This is a genomic window from Ruegeria sp. D3, from assembly GCF_056534465.1.
Window position 1 is genome coordinate 244,703 of record NZ_JBQFPK010000002.1, and the last position, 17,701, is coordinate 262,403.

General features: G+C 58.5%; 13 protein-coding genes. 10 read left to right on the plus strand and 3 right to left on the minus strand.

Annotated elements, in window-relative coordinates:
* Nucleotides 1–31 precede the first annotated feature (31 nt).
* On the plus strand, nucleotides 32–1,135 hold the full coding sequence (folE2, locus tag ACR0DX_RS03640; protein WP_170352792.1) for a GTP cyclohydrolase FolE2: 1,104 nt from the start codon (nucleotides 32–34) through the stop codon (nucleotides 1,133–1,135).
* A 602-nt stretch (nucleotides 1,136–1,737) separates the two neighbouring features.
* Here folE2 and ACR0DX_RS03645 read toward each other — a convergent pair.
* Complete coding sequence (locus ACR0DX_RS03645) at nucleotides 1,738–2,199, minus strand: hypothetical protein (RefSeq protein ID WP_170352793.1); 462 nt, start codon at nucleotides 2,197–2,199, stop codon at nucleotides 1,738–1,740.
* Here ACR0DX_RS03645 and ACR0DX_RS03650 point away from each other — a divergent pair.
* Nucleotides 2,198–3,646: a TrkH family potassium uptake protein gene (locus ACR0DX_RS03650; protein ID WP_170352794.1), complete on the plus strand. Its 1,449-nt coding sequence runs from the start codon at nucleotides 2,198–2,200 to the stop codon at nucleotides 3,644–3,646. The genes ACR0DX_RS03645 and ACR0DX_RS03650 overlap by 2 nt on opposite strands.
* The gene (locus tag ACR0DX_RS03655; RefSeq protein WP_170352795.1) at nucleotides 3,646–5,220 is read left to right on the plus strand and encodes a thiamine pyrophosphate-binding protein; all 1,575 of its coding nucleotides are present in this window, start codon (nucleotides 3,646–3,648) and stop codon (nucleotides 5,218–5,220) included. Before ACR0DX_RS03650 ends, ACR0DX_RS03655 begins: the two co-directional genes overlap by 1 nt.
* A 47-nt stretch (nucleotides 5,221–5,267) precedes the next feature.
* Here the strand turns inward: ACR0DX_RS03655 and ACR0DX_RS03660 are convergent, their stop codons facing one another.
* A complete protein-coding gene (locus ACR0DX_RS03660) occupies nucleotides 5,268–7,001 on the minus strand; it encodes a serine protease (protein ID WP_170724193.1) in 1,734 nt (577 codons plus the stop codon).
* Between the two features lie 203 nt (nucleotides 7,002–7,204).
* On the opposite strand from ACR0DX_RS03660, the gene ACR0DX_RS03665 reads away from it, so the two are divergent.
* Nucleotides 7,205–8,134, plus strand: a complete 930-nt coding sequence (locus tag ACR0DX_RS03665; protein ID WP_170352797.1) for a glycine--tRNA ligase subunit alpha — start codon at nucleotides 7,205–7,207, stop codon at nucleotides 8,132–8,134.
* An 8-nt stretch (nucleotides 8,135–8,142) separates the two neighbouring features.
* Here the strand turns inward: ACR0DX_RS03665 and ACR0DX_RS03670 are convergent, their stop codons facing one another.
* Nucleotides 8,143–8,775: a MarC family protein gene (locus ACR0DX_RS03670; protein ID WP_170352798.1), complete on the minus strand. Its 633-nt coding sequence runs from the start codon at nucleotides 8,773–8,775 to the stop codon at nucleotides 8,143–8,145.
* Between the two features lie 78 nt (nucleotides 8,776–8,853).
* Here ACR0DX_RS03670 and ACR0DX_RS03675 point away from each other — a divergent pair, with 78 nt between their 5' ends.
* The 6 genes from ACR0DX_RS03675 (at nucleotide 8,854) to ACR0DX_RS03700 (ending at nucleotide 17,680) form a co-directional block, all read left to right on the plus strand.
* The gene (locus tag ACR0DX_RS03675; RefSeq protein WP_170352799.1) at nucleotides 8,854–9,375 is read left to right on the plus strand and encodes a DUF6446 family protein; all 522 of its coding nucleotides are present in this window, start codon (nucleotides 8,854–8,856) and stop codon (nucleotides 9,373–9,375) included.
* A gap of 4 nt (nucleotides 9,376–9,379) precedes the next feature.
* The gene (gene gltS / locus ACR0DX_RS03680; RefSeq protein ID WP_170352800.1) at nucleotides 9,380–10,594 is read left to right on the plus strand and encodes a sodium/glutamate symporter; all 1,215 of its coding nucleotides are present in this window, start codon (nucleotides 9,380–9,382) and stop codon (nucleotides 10,592–10,594) included.
* Nucleotides 10,595–10,603: 9 nt separating this feature from the next.
* Nucleotides 10,604–12,802 carry a glycine--tRNA ligase subunit beta gene (glyS, locus tag ACR0DX_RS03685; RefSeq protein WP_170352801.1) on the plus strand — a complete coding sequence of 733 codons (2,199 nt, stop codon included), beginning with the start codon at nucleotides 10,604–10,606 and terminating at the stop codon, nucleotides 12,800–12,802.
* 64 nt (nucleotides 12,803–12,866) lie between these two features.
* Nucleotides 12,867–15,407, plus strand: coding sequence for a putative PEP-binding protein (locus ACR0DX_RS03690; protein ID WP_480845203.1), 2,541 nt, complete (start codon nucleotides 12,867–12,869; stop codon nucleotides 15,405–15,407).
* A gap of 187 nt (nucleotides 15,408–15,594) precedes the next feature.
* Nucleotides 15,595–16,236, plus strand: coding sequence for a cell wall hydrolase (locus tag ACR0DX_RS03695; protein WP_170352802.1), 642 nt, complete (start codon nucleotides 15,595–15,597; stop codon nucleotides 16,234–16,236).
* Nucleotides 16,237–16,309: 73 nt separating this feature from the next.
* Nucleotides 16,310–17,680 carry a multicopper oxidase family protein gene (locus ACR0DX_RS03700; RefSeq protein WP_170352803.1) on the plus strand — a complete coding sequence of 457 codons (1,371 nt, stop codon included), beginning with the start codon at nucleotides 16,310–16,312 and terminating at the stop codon, nucleotides 17,678–17,680.
* Nucleotides 17,681–17,701: the final 21 nt, after the last annotated feature.

A 17,701-nucleotide genomic window follows, 5' to 3' on the forward strand; every position in this document is an offset into this window, starting at 1 on the left:
TCCGGCGACCAACCCCGAGGAACTCTGATCGATGAACGTGCATCCCCGTGACATTGACGACGCCCCCAACCATGATCAGGCCGAAGCCGCGCTGAAAGTGCTGCGAAAGTGGGCCGAAAGCGCGACAGAGGCCGAAATCAGCCAGCTTGATCCGGCGATCGCACGTCTGGTTCCGGGGCTGGTACCGGTGAACTATCCGTCGCTGTCACGTGAGTATCCCGAAGGGTTCGAGGTGGATGCTGCATATCGCGCCACGCTGCCCGACCTGCAAAACGGCCCCTCCAGCCTGATCCGGGGGGCAAAGCAGCAAATTCAGCATGTGGGCATTTCCAATTTCCGCCTGCCGATCCGCTTTCATCGCAAAGAAGGTGAGGATTTGACCCTTGAGACCTCGGTCACCGGGTCAGTCAGCCTTGAGGCGGAAAAGAAGGGTATCAACATGTCCCGCATCATGCGGTCCTTCTACAAACACGCCGAGCGCACCTTCAGCTTTGAGGTGATGGAAGCCGCGCTGGATGATTACATGACCGATCTGGACAGCTTTGATGCGCGCATCCAGATGCGGTTTTCCTTCCCTGATAAGGTGCAAAGCCTGCGCTCGGGTTTGGAAGGTTATCAATACTACGACATCGCGCTGGAACTGGTCGAACAGAACGGCGTTCGCCAGAAGATCATGCATCTGGACTATGTCTATTCCTCGACCTGCCCTTGTTCGCTGGAACTCAGCGAGCATGCGCGCTCGACGCGGGGGCAGTTGGCGACGCCTCATTCACAGCGCTCGGTCGCGCGGATTTCGGTCGTGGTGGACTGCGACGCCGATTGTCTTTGGTTCGAAGACCTGATCGCTCTGTGCCGTCGCGCAGTGCCCACGGAAACGCAGGTCATGGTCAAGCGCGAGGATGAACAGGCTTTTGCCGAGCTGAACGCCGCCAACCCGATTTTTGTCGAGGACGCCGCTCGTTTGTTCTGCGCCGAATTGCTGGCCGATCATCACGTCGGTGATTTCCGAGTGGTCGCCAGCCATCAGGAAAGCCTGCACAGCCACGATGCGGTTTCGGTCCTGACTGAAGGCCCGACCTTCGTATCCGCCAGCATTGACCCGAAATTGTTTGCGACCCTTTTCCACGTAGGGTGAGGTCAAAAAGTCTCAACTTCAAACTTACGGCATGTTTTTGCCGCAGCGCAGCAAAAAATGCTGCAAGCGCACGGTCTTTCAAGTAGACTGAGGCCGAATGCAGCCGTGACTGCGCCGTTTGATTGCGGCAAAGGTCACTTCTGAAGGAAGCCGATACGTGCAACGCCTGAATCAGAGCGACACCGAAGGGTGCCCGAAACATCGCGGCGTCTCTGGCTTCTTACCGTCATGCAGGCTGCGTCGTTTTCAGAGGAGTAACTACGTATGAATCCGATTACCCAGCCGCTGGAATTTCAGGCTGCCGCCATTCGGATGGCGGGCTATGCGGTCAGCAACCAGATGAAAATCATGCACATTCTGGCGTGCTCGGCGATGGAGCTGCCTTTCGTTCCCGTTCAAGCATTGCATGCGTCTTCATCGGTGCCCGCACCTGTTGCGCCAAAACCTGCGACCAAGACCACAGCACCAGCTTCCAAGGCAACTGCAGCTCCGGTTGCTAAGCCGAAACCGGCTGCAAAGGTCAAACCCGCAGCGAAGACAGCGACCGAATCACCGAAACGTGTTGTCTCAAAACCAGCCCCGGCCAAGGCGGTGAAACCCGCTCAGACACCGGCCAAGCCTGCGGTTGCGAAAACAGCTGCAACTAAGGCTCCTTCCGCCGCCAGACCTGCGACGAAATCTGTTGCGCCAAAACCTGCGACAGCGAAAGCGGCACCGAAACCGGCGGCCACCAAGCCTGCGGCTGCGGCATCCAAGCCGGTCGCGCCCAAAACAACAGCCAAAGCAGCGCCGGCCAAATCGACTCCGGTTAAAGCCCCGGCACCCAAAACGGCCCCGACCAAAGCGGCGTCAGCCAAGCCGACTCCGATCAAAGTAGCCCCCAAAGCTGCTGCGTCGAAATCCGTGGCCGCAAAACCCGCTGCTGAGAAACCTGCGCCTGCTGCGCGCCGGCCTCGTGCCCCTTCGAAGCCGCCTGCGATGCCGGCTGCTGCCAATAAATCCGATAAGTAAATCGGGGCATCCGCTTGACACAGTCGTGCAGGCGCGCCAACGCTGCGCCTCATGACGGATATACGCCCGGTTGGATATGTGATTGGCCTATTGGTCGCCATTCTTGGGGCGACCATGGTGCTGCCTTTGATCGCGGACCTGATTGAAGGGCGCGACGAATGGCATGTTTTCCTTGAAAGTGGGATCATTACGGTCCTGACCGGCGTTATTCTGGCGATGAGCTGCTCGAACGGTGTGGGCGAAGGTCTGACGATCCGTCAGACCTTTTTGCTGACAACAGGGGTTTGGGTCGCGCTGCCGTTCTTTGGTGCCATCCCATTTTTGTTTGGGGCGACCGAGCTTCGTTTCGTCGATGCTTATTTTGAGGCGATGTCGGGGCTGACGACCACCGGTTCGACTGTGATCACGGGGTTGGATGCTCTGCCGCAGGGATTGCTTTTGTGGCGCGGCGTCCTGCAATGGCTGGGTGGCATCGGGATTATCGTTGTGGCTATGGTGTTTTTGCCCGAGCTCCGGGTGGGCGGGATGCAGATTTTCCGCTCGGAAGGGTTTGAGACCATGGGGAAAATCCTGCCTCGCGCGCAGGAAATCGCTGGGCAGATATCACTGATTTATGTGTTTCTGACCTTTGTCTGCGTTTTGGTCTACGCCGGTTTTGGAATGAGCTTTTTTGACGCCGTTGTGCATTCGATGACAACGATCGCAACTGGCGGGTTCTCGAACTATGATGCGTCGTTTGCAACGTTTTCCGGGCCTACCGAATATGCAGCATCGGTATTCATGATTTTGGCAGCACTGCCGTTTGTTCGTTACGTCCAGCTGGCGAACGGCAATACAAGCTCATTGTGGAAAGACAGCCAGATCCGCACGTTTCTGGCGACTATTCTGGTGCTGGTCGCCGTGATGACGGTCTTTCTGCTTTTGGTCTTTCCGCATCATTGGGAACAGGCATTTCGCGAGTCCTTGTTCAACATTACCTCCATTATCTCGGGAACCGGATACGCCAGCGTCAACTACATGACATGGGGCAGCTTTCCGGTGATGGTGTTCTTTCTGATCGGTCTGATCGGGGGGTGTGCGGGTTCGACTGCCTGTTCGATCAAAGTCTTCCGCTATCAGTTGCTATTTGCATCCATCAAAACTCAGATTCGTCGGATCCGGTCTCCGCACGGGGTCTTTATGCCTTTATATGATGGGCGCCCCATCAGCACGGATGTTCTGACCTCGGTGATGAGCTTTTTCATGTTCTTTGTGCTGTCGATGGGCGTTCTGGCTTGGGCTTTGGCGCTGACGGGGCTGGACTTTATCACCTCGGTCTCGGGCGCGGCGACGGCGTTGGCCAATGTAGGGCCGGGGCTTGGCGATCAGATCGGCCCGGCGGGCAATTTCGCGGGGCTGAGCGATACGGCCAAGTGGCTGCTGTCCATCGGGATGTTGGTTGGGCGGCTTGAGCTCCTTGCCGTTTACGCCCTGTTCACCGTTCAATTCTGGAGAAACTGATGAAAAGACCCCTCGGCGCGCAAATCTCGCATATGCTTCGGGATCGCGGTGTGGATGTGATTTTTGGCATTCCCGGTGTGCACAACCAGGAAATGTATCGTGGGATCGAAGAAGCAGGTATCACCCATGTTCTGGCCCGGCACGAGCAAGGGGCTGGGTTCATGGCCGACGGATATGCCCGTGCAACAGGCAAACCGGGGGTGGCTTATGTGATTACCGGGCCGGGCCTATGCAACATCATGACACCGATGGGGCAGGGATATTCGGATTCGGTGCCGATGCTGGTTCTGTCCTCATGTCTGGACGAGACCGAGGCGTCAAAGGGCCAGTTGCATCAGATGAAGGACCAGCGTGGGGCCGCCGATACGGTTGCGGATTGGTCGGTGCAGGCAAATTCGGCCCAAGCCGCTTACGGGCTGGTCGAGCGCGCCTTTGAGGAATTCGAACTGTCGCGCCCGCGTCCCAAGCATATTCAGGTGCCGATCAAAAAGCTTGAGGCCGAAGCAGATCCGGCCCCGTTTCCCAACCAACCGGGGCTGCGCACCAAAGCCGCGCCGCCGGACGTCGCGTCGGTTATGTCGCTGCTGAATATCGCCCGCAGGCCCTTGTTCATCCTTGGGGGCGGGACGCGGTCCAACCTGTGGCGGCAGATCCTGACCCAACTGGGGGCAGCCTGTTTCACCACCTATGCGGGGCGTGGCATGGCCGGGTTGAACTATGCGCTTGATTTTGGTGCCTATCTGCCCCGACCCAGCAGTGCCGAGGTCATTGCCTCCGCCGATCTGGTTGTCGTGGTTGGGTCCGAGCTGGGCGAGGTCGATCTGTGGCGCGACGATCTGGGGCATTCTGGCAATCTAGTGCGCGTCGACCTTGACCCTGCTGTCTTGTCCGACCGCCACCGGGCGGCGGTTAAGTTGCAAGTGGACGGGGAAAGTTTTGCTCACGCACTTTGGGCCGCAATCGACCATGTGAAACCAGCAACCGGCTGGACCGAAGACGAGGTCGCCCAAGCCCGAGCGAAATGGCGGATCGAAGTGGACGCCGAACGCCCCGGCATTGTCCCCGTGCTGGACGCGCTGCGCGAGGCGATGCCGGCCGAGACAATGATCTATTCGGACATGACCCAGCTTGCCTATGTGGGCAAAGAGGTCTGGGATATGACCTTCCCTTACCACTGGCACCATCCCACCGGGTTTGGGACGCTGGGCTATGCCCTTCCCGCCGGGATCGGAGGCGCAGTGGCACGGCGCGGCGAACCTACGGCGGTACTCGCAGGAGATTACGGGTTTCATTACACGATGATGGAGCTGGGCGTTGCAGTCGAACTTGGCCTGTCTCTTCCCATTATCCTTTGGGACAATGGCAAGCTGAGAGAGATCGAAGACAGCATGGTTCGCAGTCAGATCGCGCCGAACGCGGTTGTGGCGAGGAACCCCGACTTTTGCAAGCTGGCCGAAGCCTTCGGTGCCCGGTCCGCAGAGCCAGTCAGTCTTGAAGACATGCAGGCTGCCGTCCGCGCTGCTTTTGATGCGCAAGGCCCTACGCTGATCCGGATCACGCCAGATATTTTGTAACTAAAAACGCCGCCCCTAAAGGCGGCGTTGAATTGATTGAGGCGGGATCAGTCCCAACAGTGGACCAGCACCGTCATTCCGATTGCCCGACGGTTCAGTTCGTTAGGTGTGATCTGAGAGGACGGTTGACCGGATACGCCGGATACGCCCGCTTTGTCCAAAATCTGGTTCAGGCTGGATACCGTCGCCGCCAGACTGACCGAAGCGGGCAGGGTGCGACCGTCGGATGGGGTCGGCAACAACATACCAACCACTTGACCGTTCCCGTCGAATACAGGCCCTCCGGCGTCACCGGGCTGAGCCGCGAGGGCTAGGCGCTTCACGCCTTCTTCCCCGTTCAGCCCGCGCACATCGGCGATCTGGCCGAAAGTCAGCGTGGGCGCGCCCAATGCACCTTGGTACGAAAAGCCAGACACTGCTACTTCAGCCTGAATTCGGGGGGCGATTGCGCTGAATTCAGCTACGCTCAGCGGGGCCAATGCGCTGCGCGGTTGCAGAACTGCGATACCTAGGTCGGAATCCCGCCAGGCGACCTGAAGTTCCTGATCTCCGTCCAGAGTTACACGGGCGCAGCTGTCTGCCGCCTCGGCCACAGTAAGTACGGTGCCGTTGGTGTCGGCAAAGAACCCGGACCGTGACAGGCGAGGCTTGCGTATCTGAAGGCCAGACACAAGATCGATCCGCTGTTCAGCATCTGCGCCAGCCGCGGCGTCGAGAACGGCGTTGTTCGTTGCAAAGCTGGCTTTCATCGCGGCCAGTACCCGCATCCGCCGGGCGTCATCTCCATCAGGCCAAACCAGCGTGAAGCCCTTGATCTGCCCATTGTCCAGGCGCGCCTCGGTATAGGAAACGACATCGTTTCCACGTCCTTCAAGGGTAAAGCTGTTGCCGCTTAGTTGACGCGGCCCTTCCAAAGGGACGATCTCTAGCGACTGCATGACTTCGTACAAAGCGCGCAGCGTGTTCTTATCGCCGGTCTGGCTGATCAGCAGCGCCTTTGCGCCCAGATCGGTACTGTTCGTGAAATGCACGAATGGCGCCTCGTAGCGGTCAAACGAGACCACGCCCAATGGCAGATCCAGATCGATCCCCGCCTTCATATCCGAATGGCGTGCCATCCCGACGTTGATCAAAGGTGCGTTATAGGCGTCCATCAGGGCTGTGCGCTGTGCCGTGGTTAGAACGCCCGTCGCCTCGAAACCATTGAAACGCTGCCAATCGGCCATCGATCGCCGGGTGCCTTGCCCGAATGCGCCGTCGATTGTTGCGTTGTAGAAACCGGCGGCTTGCAAAGCGGTCTGCAGATTCCTGCGTTCCTGAGCCGTCAGTCGGCGCTCTGATTGCAGCGCCTGTGACCGTGTTTCGTCCGAGGCTTGCGGTGTCAGCCCGGCAACGGGCTGATCGGGCTGTTGTTCGACTGGTGGCGCTACAGTTTCCGGTTCTGACAGGGCCGCATCGGAAGGCCAGAACTGCTGCCCCAGAACGTTGGAGAACGTGATGTAGCTGTCCGCGGGGATTTGCCCTTCGGACCGGTAAACATTCAGAACCTGTTCGGCATCGCCGCGTAAATAAGGACCAATAACAATGGCATACCATCCAGAGTTCAAGCGAAAGCCGTTCACATCAGGTAATACTTCTGCGTACGCCCTCGCGCGCTCTTGTGCTGCGGCCAAAGTCGGGCGGGCTTCAACCTGAACCCAGACCCCAGTGTCTTGTTGCGCGTATGAGGCGCGAAGGCCGAAGAGAATTAGAAACAGAATTGCCGTAAATATGCGTGTCATTGTCTGCCTATGTCCGCAGTGTTTTTCTGCGGCGCAGACTACGCGATCAGGGGTGTGGATTGCCATGCCCCGAATACGGGGAATTTACAGTGTGGCCGCTCAGTGACAGGCGAGACCACTTGTGCCGTTGACGCCCCCCGGCCCCTTGCATAGGAAAGGAAAAACCCACCGGAACCGGCGCCCAAGCGTCCAAAGGGAATGTCATGACCGATCAGTCCAGTACACCTCGTTCTTTTCAAGAGATTATTCTGCGGCTTCAGACCTATTGGGCCTCGAAAGGCTGCGCGATCCTGCAGCCTTACGATATGGAGGTCGGTGCCGGCACCTTCCATCCGGCGACCACGTTGCGCGCCTTGGGTTCCAAAGCTTGGGCGGCGGCCTATGTTCAACCTTCGCGCCGCCCGACCGACGGGCGATATGGCGAGAACCCCAATCGATTGCAGCACTACTATCAGTATCAGGTGTTGATCAAACCTAGCCCACCGGACCTGCAAGAGCTGTATCTGGGTTCGCTTGAGGCGATCGGTATCGACATGGAGCTGCACGACATCCGTTTTGTCGAGGATGACTGGGAAAGTCCCACCCTTGGGGCCTGGGGTCTGGGCTGGGAGGTTTGGTGCGACGGTATGGAAGTCAGCCAGTTCACCTATTTCCAACAGGTCGGGGGCCACGATTGCGCGCCTGTCTCGGGTGAGCTGACCTACGGGTTGGAGCGTCTGGCAATGTATGTGTTGGGCATCGACCATGTAATGGACATGCCCTTCAACGATCCGCAGTCGCCCAGCCCGTTGAAATATGGCGATATCTTCAAACAGACCGAGGAAGAATACGCCCGCTGGAATTTTGACGTTGCCAATACCGAGGTCCTGCTGCGCCACTTTGAAGAGGCCGAGGCAGAATGCGCCACTATTCTGGCGCAAGAGCATGATGATCCAAAGACGGGCAAGCGCATCGTGATGGCGCATCCGGCTTATGATCAGTGCATCAAGGCAAGCCATATCTTCAACCTGTTGGACGCGCGTGGGGTGATTTCCGTTACCGAGCGACAGGCCTATATCGGGCGGGTGCGGGCGTTGGCCAAGCAATGCGCCGATGCGTTTGTGATGACCGAGGCTGCCGGGTACGAGGCTTGATGGCCAGATCACGCCAATCCGGGCAGCAAAACTTTGAGGCCATCGGCGATCATGCTGATGGCGATGGCCGACAGGATCATGCCCATGAAGCGGCTCATAATAACGCGCGCGTTTGCGGACAAGCGTTTGGCCAGCGCCGATGCGTTCCAGAAGGTAACGAACAGCAACAGCAGGACAACAAAAAAAACGCCTGCATAAAGCATCGCATCCACTGGTTTGGTGATGTGATGAGCATAGAGGATCAGTGTCGTGATCGTGCCTGGCCCGACCAGAATCGGGAAGGCCAAGGGGTAGAACGCAACGGTGTCGGGTTCGGGGTAGGACTGTTTTTCATCCTCGGTCCCATGATGGGTCGTGCTTTGGTTGCCGCTCAGCATGTTGAGGCCGATCATCAGAACGACCAGCCCACCCGCGACACGCAGGTCATCGACCGAAATGCCAAACAACCCCAACGCCTGATTGCCGATGGCTGCAAAGGCGCCACCAAGGATCAGGCAATAGACCGTCACTTTCGCGGCCACCTTACGCTGATCGGCGGGGGACAACCCTTCGGTCACGCTGAGGAAAACGGGCAGGTTGGTGATTGGGTTCATGATCGCGAACAAAGCGCCGAAGAGTCCGACGGTAAGGGTGGAGTCCATTCGATAAGCCTCGTATCAACCTGTTACGTGCCGGACCCTGTCCGATTTCCCGCGCATTTGAAAGAGGTTGCGTAAACAATGACCGGAAAACTGCTTGCTCTTCTGTTGCTTGGCTCGGCTGTTTTGGCCGGTGTGGGAATGTATTATCTTCAGGTCTATGGGTTTTACTACACGGTCGAACCGCAGCCGGGGCGGGATGTCAATCTGGTGGTCGTTGAGACCGATCAGCCAGAACCGATCACCTATTCTGCGTTTCAGGCGATTGATGCCGATAGCTCTCCGATCCGGTATCGAGCGTGTTTTGAAACCGATCTGAGCTTGGACCAGTTGTCAGGCTTCGTGGCGTTGGACAATGCCGAACCGTTGACCGCGCCAGGATGGTTCGACTGCTACAATGCCGTTGCCATCGCGGATGCGTTGAAGACCGGGCAGGCACAGGCATTCATGGGGCAAAAGAACATTCACTATGGCGTCGATCGTATCGTTGCAGTCACTCAAGATGGCAAGGGCTATGTTTGGCACGCGCTGAACAACTGCGGTGAAAAAGCCTATGACGGAACGGTCGTAGGCGAGGAATGCCCGCCGCGACCGCAGGAATGAAGCTATGATCCAGCAGATGTTGCAAGTTCCCGACTTTCTGACAGCTACGATGGGGTTTGCCGTTTATTTGGTCGGGGCCGAGATCAACGCCCGTGTCGAGGTGTTGCGGCAGTTCAACATCCCCGAGCCCGTGACCGGAGGGTTGCTGGCCTCGGTCTTTCTGTTGGCGCTGTATCTGGTCTTCGGCATCGAGATGTCGTTTGGACTGGCTGCGCGCGATTTCCTGTTGGTTGTATTCTTTGCCGGAATTGGGCTGAACGCCAGACTTTCTGATTTAGTTGCTGGTGGTAAGCCGCTGTTTTTGCTTTTGATCCTGACGCTGATCACAATAGTTCTGCAAAACGGAATCGGCGCTGTTGGCGCAGCGATCTTCGGTTATCCGGTACAGGCCGGGGTCTTGTTCGGGTCGGCAGCATTGATTGGCGGGCATGGGACTGCCATCGCCTGGGCACCCGAGGTTGGCGCAGTGACCGGTTTGGAAGGTGCAACTGAACTGGGTGTTGCCGTGGCAACTCTGGGTCTTGTTCTGGCAGCTTTGGTCGGCGGTCCGATCGCGCGATTTCTGGTCGAAGGCAAGAACCTGACACCAGAACGTCCCGACGAAGAACATACGGTCGGTTTGCCCGACAAACCCACCGAGGCAGAGGCAAAGGTGGATCACCTGACCATCATGCGGGTGATGCTGTATCTGAACATCGCGATCGTTGCGGGGTACATCCTGCACCAGGTGATCAATGCGGCGGGGCTTAAGCTGCCTTTGTTCGTCCCCTGTCTGATCATGGGTATCGTCATTGCCAACTTGCGCTCGGCGCTGTTTCCAAACGCGCATCCTGTTGCGCGTACGCCTTCGCTTGCTTTGCTTTCGGAATTCTCGCTGGGTGCGTTTCTGGCAATGTCATTGATGAGCCTGCAGCTATGGACGATCGCTGAGCTGGGGCTTGCGATTGTGGTGATCATGACGGCGCAGACGCTGCTGGCCGTTGTGTTTGTAATCTGGGTGCTGTTTCCGGTCATGGGCGGCAACTACCGGGCCGCTGTTCTGGCCGCCGGGTTCGGCGGGTTCGCCCTGGGTGCAACCCCCACCGCTATCGCGAATATGACCGCTGTCACCAAGCGATATGGCCCTTCGCCTATTGCCTTTATCGTGTTGCCCCTTGTATCCGCCTTCTTTGTGGATATTGCCAATGCCATCGTCATCCAGACGATCGTGAACTTCTAAGGACCGACCATGCCCGACCTGCTGATCGAACTGTTTTCCGAGGAAATCCCCGCCCGCATGCAAACCCGTGCCGGCGAAGACCTGAAAAAGCGGATCACCGATGGTTTGGTCGAGGCCGGTCTGACCTATGCCGGGGCTGCCGCTCTGACCACGCCGCGCCGCCTGACGCTGGCGATCGAGGGCCTGCTGGCGGAAAGCCCCACCATCCGCGAAGAACGCAAGGGCCCCAAAGTTGGCGCGCCCGACAAAGCCATCGAAGGCTTCCTGCGCGGTGCGGGACTGACGCGCGATCAGTTGGAAGAGCGCGAAACGCCAAAAGGCCCGGTTTATTTCGCCACTATCGAAAAAGCGGGCCGTCCAGCGGCCGAGATCGTGGCCGACGTGCTGGAGGCCACCATCCGTAACTTCCCTTGGCCCAAGTCGATGCGTTGGGGCAGCGGTCCGTTGCGCTGGGTGCGCCCTTTGCATTCAATCCTGTGCATCCTGTCGGATGAAGCGGGCGCTCAGGTCGTACCGCTTGAGGTCGAGGGGATCAAATCCGGGGATACCACTGGGGGGCACCGTTTCCTGGCTCCGGATCGATTCTCGGTCACGTCTTTCGAAGACTACGCCGCCAAGCTGAAAGCAGCTTTTGTAGACCTGAACCCTGTGGACCGGGCCGAGCATATCTGGAACGACGCGCAGAACATGGCCTTTGCTGCCGGTCTGGAAGTGGTCGATGACAAGGGCCTGCTGGCTGAGGTTGCCGGTCTGGTCGAATGGCCGGTGGTTCTGATGGGTAAGATCGATGACGAATTTCTGGACCTGCCCCCTGAGGTTCTGCAGACCTCGATGAAAGAACATCAGAAGTTCTTTTCGGTGAAGAACCCCAAGACCGGTCGGATTGAAAAGTTCATAACCGTCGCCAACCGCGAAACCGCCGACAATGGTGCGACCATTCTGGCAGGGAACCAAAAGGTGCTGTCGGCCCGTCTTGCGGATGCGAAGTTCTTCTGGGAAAATGACCTGCGCATCGTCAAGTCCGACGGGTTCGAACCTTGGGTCGAGAAACTGAATGCGGTGACGTTCCATGCCGAACTGGGCTCGCAGGGCGAGCGGGTTCTGCGCATCGCCGTGCTGGCGCATGAACTGGCCGGGGCAACGGGTGCGACGCCCGAACTGGCGATGATGGCCGCACAGGCATGTAAGGCCGATCTGTCATCCGAGATGGTGTTCGAATTTCCCGAATTGCAGGGCTTGATGGGCCGCTACTACGCTCAGGCTGCCGAATTGCCAGCCGAGGTGGGGCAGGCCAGTCAGGAGCATTACTCGCCGCTTGGCCCGTCGGATGATGTGCCGACCGCGTCGGTCTCGGTGGCGGTGGCGCTGGCCGACAAGCTGGACACGCTGACGGGGTTCTGGGCGATTGACGAAAAGCCGACGGGCTCGAAAGACCCGTTTGCGCTGCGCCGTGCGGCGCTTGGGGTGATCCGGTTGATCCTGACCAACGATTTGCGCCTGTCATTGAATGATACCTTCACGTCGGCATTGGGAAGCCTGCTGAAACTGCCCGAATGGCAGGCAGCCCTGCTAGAGGCCAAGGCGAAACAAGCCAAGGCCGAGGATGCTGAGGCCGCCGCGCAAGAGGTTCATGGGCTGGCTCATCAGGTCGAAGCCGCGACAGCGATCGTCAGCAATGCTCCGGCGGACCTGCTGTCCTTCTTCCACGACCGCCTCAAGGTGTTCCTGCGAGACGAGGGCATCCGCCACGACATCATCGACGCCTGTATCGCGATGGACGGCAATGATGACCTCAACCTGTTGGTCAAACGCGCTCGTGCTCTGAACGCGGTGATCGCGACCGAGGATGGCGAGAACCTTGTTCAGGGCTTCAAACGCGCCAACAACATCCTCACACAGGCCGAGGAAAAGGACGGGGTCGAGTATTCCTACGGTGCGGATGTGAAATTCGCCGAGACCGACAGCGAAAAGGCGCTGTTTGCGGCGCTGGAAAACGCGCAGGGCCAGATCGAAGCCGCGCAGAAGGCCGAGGATTTCCCCGCTGCAATGACCGCCATGGCCGCACTGCGCGGTCCGGTGGATGCGTTCTTCGAAGATGTTCAGGTCAATACCGACAATGACATCCTGCGGCGCAACCGTCTGAACCTGCTCAGCCAGATCCGTCAGGTTTGCGCGCGCGTGGCGGACCTCAGCAAGATCGAAGGCTAAGCCAGATGGCCCTTGCGCCATTGGTGCAGGGGCTTATGCTGCGGTCAAACCAAAAGGTGCCGCAGTGCAGAATAACCCGCATACCACGCTGATCACATCCACCGCGCCTGTCACCACGGCGTCGCATGGTGGCCGCGCGAAATGTCTACAACGGCTTGTCCGTCTGGAATTACCGGTGCCGCGCACAGTGGCGTTATCCTTTGATGCTGTTCAGGCAATCGCCAAGGGACAGGTCCCTGATATCGACGCTATTCTTGAGCAGTTCGACCAATCGACACTGTTGTGCGTGCGACCCAGCTCCGAGGACCCTGATTGGGGCGGTCCAGGTGCGATCCTGAATATCGGAATGAATGATGCGCGATATGTGGACCTGTCGGATTCGATGGGCGTCGAGGCTGCGGCCGCCCTGTATCTGCGTTTCGTGCAAAGCTACGCGGTTCACGTCGCGCGGTTGGATGCAGACGTGTTCGATGATATCGACGCCGATGGGCGCGAAGGTCTGCAACAATCGCTGCGTGCCTACGAAGATGAAACGGACGAAACCTTTCCGCAGGATCGCGGCGAGCAACTTGTCGCCGTTTTACGGTCGATGGCACGAGCATGGGATGGGACTTCGGCACGCCTTCTGCGACAGGCTAAAGGTGCGCCTGCGGATGCCGGATTGGGCCTCGTCATTCAGGAGATGATCCCGGGTGTCGGTCAGGGTGAGTGCGGCTCGGGTGTTTTGCAATTGGTGGAACCTACGACTGGGATGCCTCAGTTGACCGGGCGATACCTGAGCCAGAGCCAGGGCCGTGATGCGTTGGGCGAGGGTGTTGCCGCGCTCTATCTGGAAAAGGATCCGCGCGGTAAGTCGCTCGAGGAAGTGGCGCCCGAAGCCTTTGCGGAACTCAAGGCGCATGCCGCGCTGATGCGGATCAAGCTGCGCGAGGAAATGCAGGTCGAATTCGTGATCGAAAACGGCCATGTCCACATTTTGGACGGTGTTCGCGTGCAACGCAGCGCGCGGGCCGCGATGCGGATTGCAGTGCGACTAGCCGAAGACGGTATCATTCCACCGCAAGAGGCGGTGATGCGGGTTGATCCGCATTCGCTGAACGAATTACTGCACCGTCAGGTCCACCCCGAGGCGAAGCGAGATGTTCTGACGACCGGAATCGCCGCCAGCCCCGGCGCCGCGACTGGCAAAATGGTGTTTACCGCCGCCGAAGCGCAGGCCAGCGCTGCTCGTGGAGAGCCGTGTATCCTGGTGCGACGTGAAACCGCGCCCGAGGATGTGCGCGGGATGCACGCGGCCGTCGCGGTTCTGACTGAAAAAGGCGGGATGACCAGTCACGCGGCCGTTATTGGTCGGGGTCTCGGTCTGCCTTGTATTGTCGGTGCGTCCGAGATGCGTTTTCAAACCAAGAAACGGATGTTGACCGCACCTGACGGACGTGTGTTCAAAACCGGAGATACGCTGACTATCGATGGCAGTTCGGGGCAAGTCCTTGCTGGGAAACCTGCGATGCTGGAAGCGGCGTTGGATGATTGTTTTCAGACACTTATGGCCTGGGCCGACGCTGAACGCGACATTGCCATTCGCGCGAACGCCGATACGCCTGCCGATGCGCAGACGGCGCGGAACTTTTTGGCGCAGGGCATTGGGCTGTGCCGGACCGAGCATATGTTCTTTGATCCCGGCCGCCTGATTGTTATGCGCGAGATGATTTTTGCGCAAACCTCATCGGGTCGCGAGGCGGTTCTGGAACGTCTATTGCCGATGCAGCGCGAGGATTTTGTCGAACTGTTCCGGATTATGGAAGGGCAGCCCGTCTGTATCCGCCTGTTCGACCCGCCTTTGCATGAATTCCTGCCCACCACACGCGGCGGTCAACGCGAATTAGCCGAAGCGCTTGACCTCCCGGTCTCGGACGTTGAACGTCGCGTGGCGGCGATGACGGAATACAACCCCATGTTGGGGCTGCGCGGTGTCCGATTGGGTGTCACTGTGCCCGAGATTTATGACATGCAGGCCCGCGCGATCTTTGAAGCGACGATCGAAGCCAGCAAAAATGGCGAACCTGTCGTGCCCGAGGTGATGATCCCGCTGGTTTCCGCGAAACGCGAGGTTGAGCTGGTCAAATCGCGGATCGACTCTGTTGCGGCTTCGGTTGCGGCCGAGCGCGGGCAGGAATTCGAATACAGGTTGGGTGTGATGGTTGAAACACCGCGCGCCTGCCTGCGCGCAGATGAGATCGCGCCACAGACCTCGTTTCTAAGTTTCGGAACCAACGATCTGACCCAGATGACCTACGGGCTGTCGCGGGATGACGCGGGGCGGTTTATGTCCGCCTATGTCCGACAAGGTGTCTTTGCCGAAGATCCGTTCCATGTATTGGATGCGGACGGTGTTGGGGAACTGCTCAAGCTCGGGGCCGAGAGGGGGCGGCAATCGCAACCTGACGTGACCTTGTCTGTGTGCGGTGAACACGGTGGAAACCCCGAATCAATCGCCGTTTGTCGAGATCTGGGGTTCGACTATGTCTCATGTTCTCCCTTCAGGGTGCCTGTGGCTCGGCTGGCTGCCGCTCAACTGGCGATTTCGTCCAGACTTGGGGGTTGACAGCCTTCTGAAACCCTAAGAATAGTAGGAAACAACAAGCTTCGCCGTGGGTTATTTTTGACGTAACGGCGATTTTCCACTTGCTTTTTCGACAAAACTGGACGTTTCCGATTCAATTCGGTATGAGCCTCGTCGCGCCCGCCGGGGGAGGGTTTGGCGCATCATGTGCCTATGCGAGGTTATCTGAATGCTACGTTACATAATGGCTGTTGCCACGATGGCAGCAACCGTGCTGCCAAGTGTTTCCGTCGCTGAGAGGGAAGCCACCGATACTGCAAAGCGTGAACTTGTGGCCCGGACTGAATTGCCCGGTCAAAACTTCCGCGAATACCTGAATTTGTTCAAGCCCCGAAAGGCGGCTGAACCACAAAAAATATCCTACTCAAAGAACTGGCTGGACCAACAGCCCAAGGCCACTGGGGACGAGCACTTCAAGTGCCTGGCCGAAGCACTGTACTTCGAGGCGCGTGGCGAAAGTGTGCGCGGACAGTTTGCCGTGGCCGAGGTCATCCTGAACCGAGTCGACAGCGGACGTTTTCCCGATACGCTGTGCGGAGTGATCAAGCAGGGGACAGGTAAGAAATACCAGTGCCAGTTCACCTATACCTGTGATGGCCGCAAGGAAGTAATCCGCGAGAAAAGAGCCTATGAACGTGTTTCGAAAGTCGCACGTGCGGCCATCGACGGTGACGTGCCTGCGTTGACCGAAGGTGCCACTCACTACCACACAACAGCCGTTCGGCCCTCTTGGGCGCGTGTCTATACGGAAACCGCACGGATCGGCGTGCACATTTTCTACCGGCACAAACATCGCACGGCGAGTAACTAACTGACGCACCCGCGCTGGAAGCTGAATGGCGCGGGGCGTTTTTTGATCTATGTTGCGCGCCAGGAGGCCCGCAATGCTGTTAAATCGTCGACAATTCCTGGGCGCGTCTGTCGCGCTATCTGTGTTTCCCAAAGTGGGTCTGGCCGCTTATCCCGAGCTGGTGGCGCGAGAGGTGGTGCAGCAGATCGCACCGGCTGAATATCCTGAAACACCGGTTTGGAGCTTTGGCGGGACTGTACCGGGTACAGAAATCCGTGTGCCGCAGGGTGGGCGTGTGCAGCGCCAGCTTTCGAATGCTCTGCCTCAGGCCACGTCGGTTCACTGGCACGGCATTCGGATTGACAACGCGATGGACGGTGTGCCGGGCCTGACGCAGGACGTCATCGAGCCCGGATCCACTTTCGACTATGATTTCGCCGTGCCTGACGCCGGGACGTATTGGTATCATTCTCATAACCGCACAATCGAACAGGTGGCGCGTGGACTTTATGGCCCGCTGATCATCGAGGAATCCGATAAACCCGACGTGGATCGTGATCTGACGCTGATGTTGGATGACTGGCGGCTGGACTCTGAAACAGCCCAGATCACCAATGATTTCGACAACGGGCATGATCTCAGCCATGCCGGACGATTGGGCAATATCGTTACGGTCAACGGTCAGTTCGACCCTTCGTATAAAGTCAGAGCTTCCGAGCGTCTGCGCCTGCGCCTGATCAATGCATCCAACGCCCGAATATTTGATCTTGGCATAGATGGGCTGACGGGTTGGATCGTGGCGCTAGACGGGATGCCGCTGGAAACTCCGCTGGAGATAACCGATCGTTTCCCACTGGGTCCGGCGCAACGGGCGGACATGATCGTGGACGTGCGCGCCTCCGCGTCCGAGACAGCCAGCCTTGTGAGTTTTGAGCGGGACGGGGGCTTTGGTCTTGTGCGCTTTGATGTATCTGGCCCAGGTGAAGCAGTGCGAACCGGTATCGCGGCGCTACCGCCCAATCCGCTGCCCGAACTCTCGGTCGAGGGTACGCCTTTGCATCGGATGTCGATGCAAGGCGGCGCGATGCGTTGGTTAAGTTCAGCCAAACTGGGCGAGACCGAGTTGTCAGGACAGGAACTGGCGCAGCTGGGTCGTTTCTGGGCGCTGAACGGGTATGCCGAGCGCCCAAAGGATCCGTTTTTGGACGCACGATTGGGCGAAACGCATCGGATTGAGTTTGCCAACGAAACAGCCTTTCCTCATGCTATGCACATGCACGGTCATCACTTTCGCATCGTTCTGTCGGATGGCAGCCTTGGTCCGTGGCGCGATACGGTTCTTTTGGGGCGCGGGCAATCGCGCCAGGTTGTTCTGGTTGCAGACAATCCGGGCAGCTGGTTGTTGCATTGTCACATGCTGGGTCATGCCGCATCGGGTATGATGAGTTGGTTCCGCGTGACCTGACGACGCATTCGATGGCTGGAA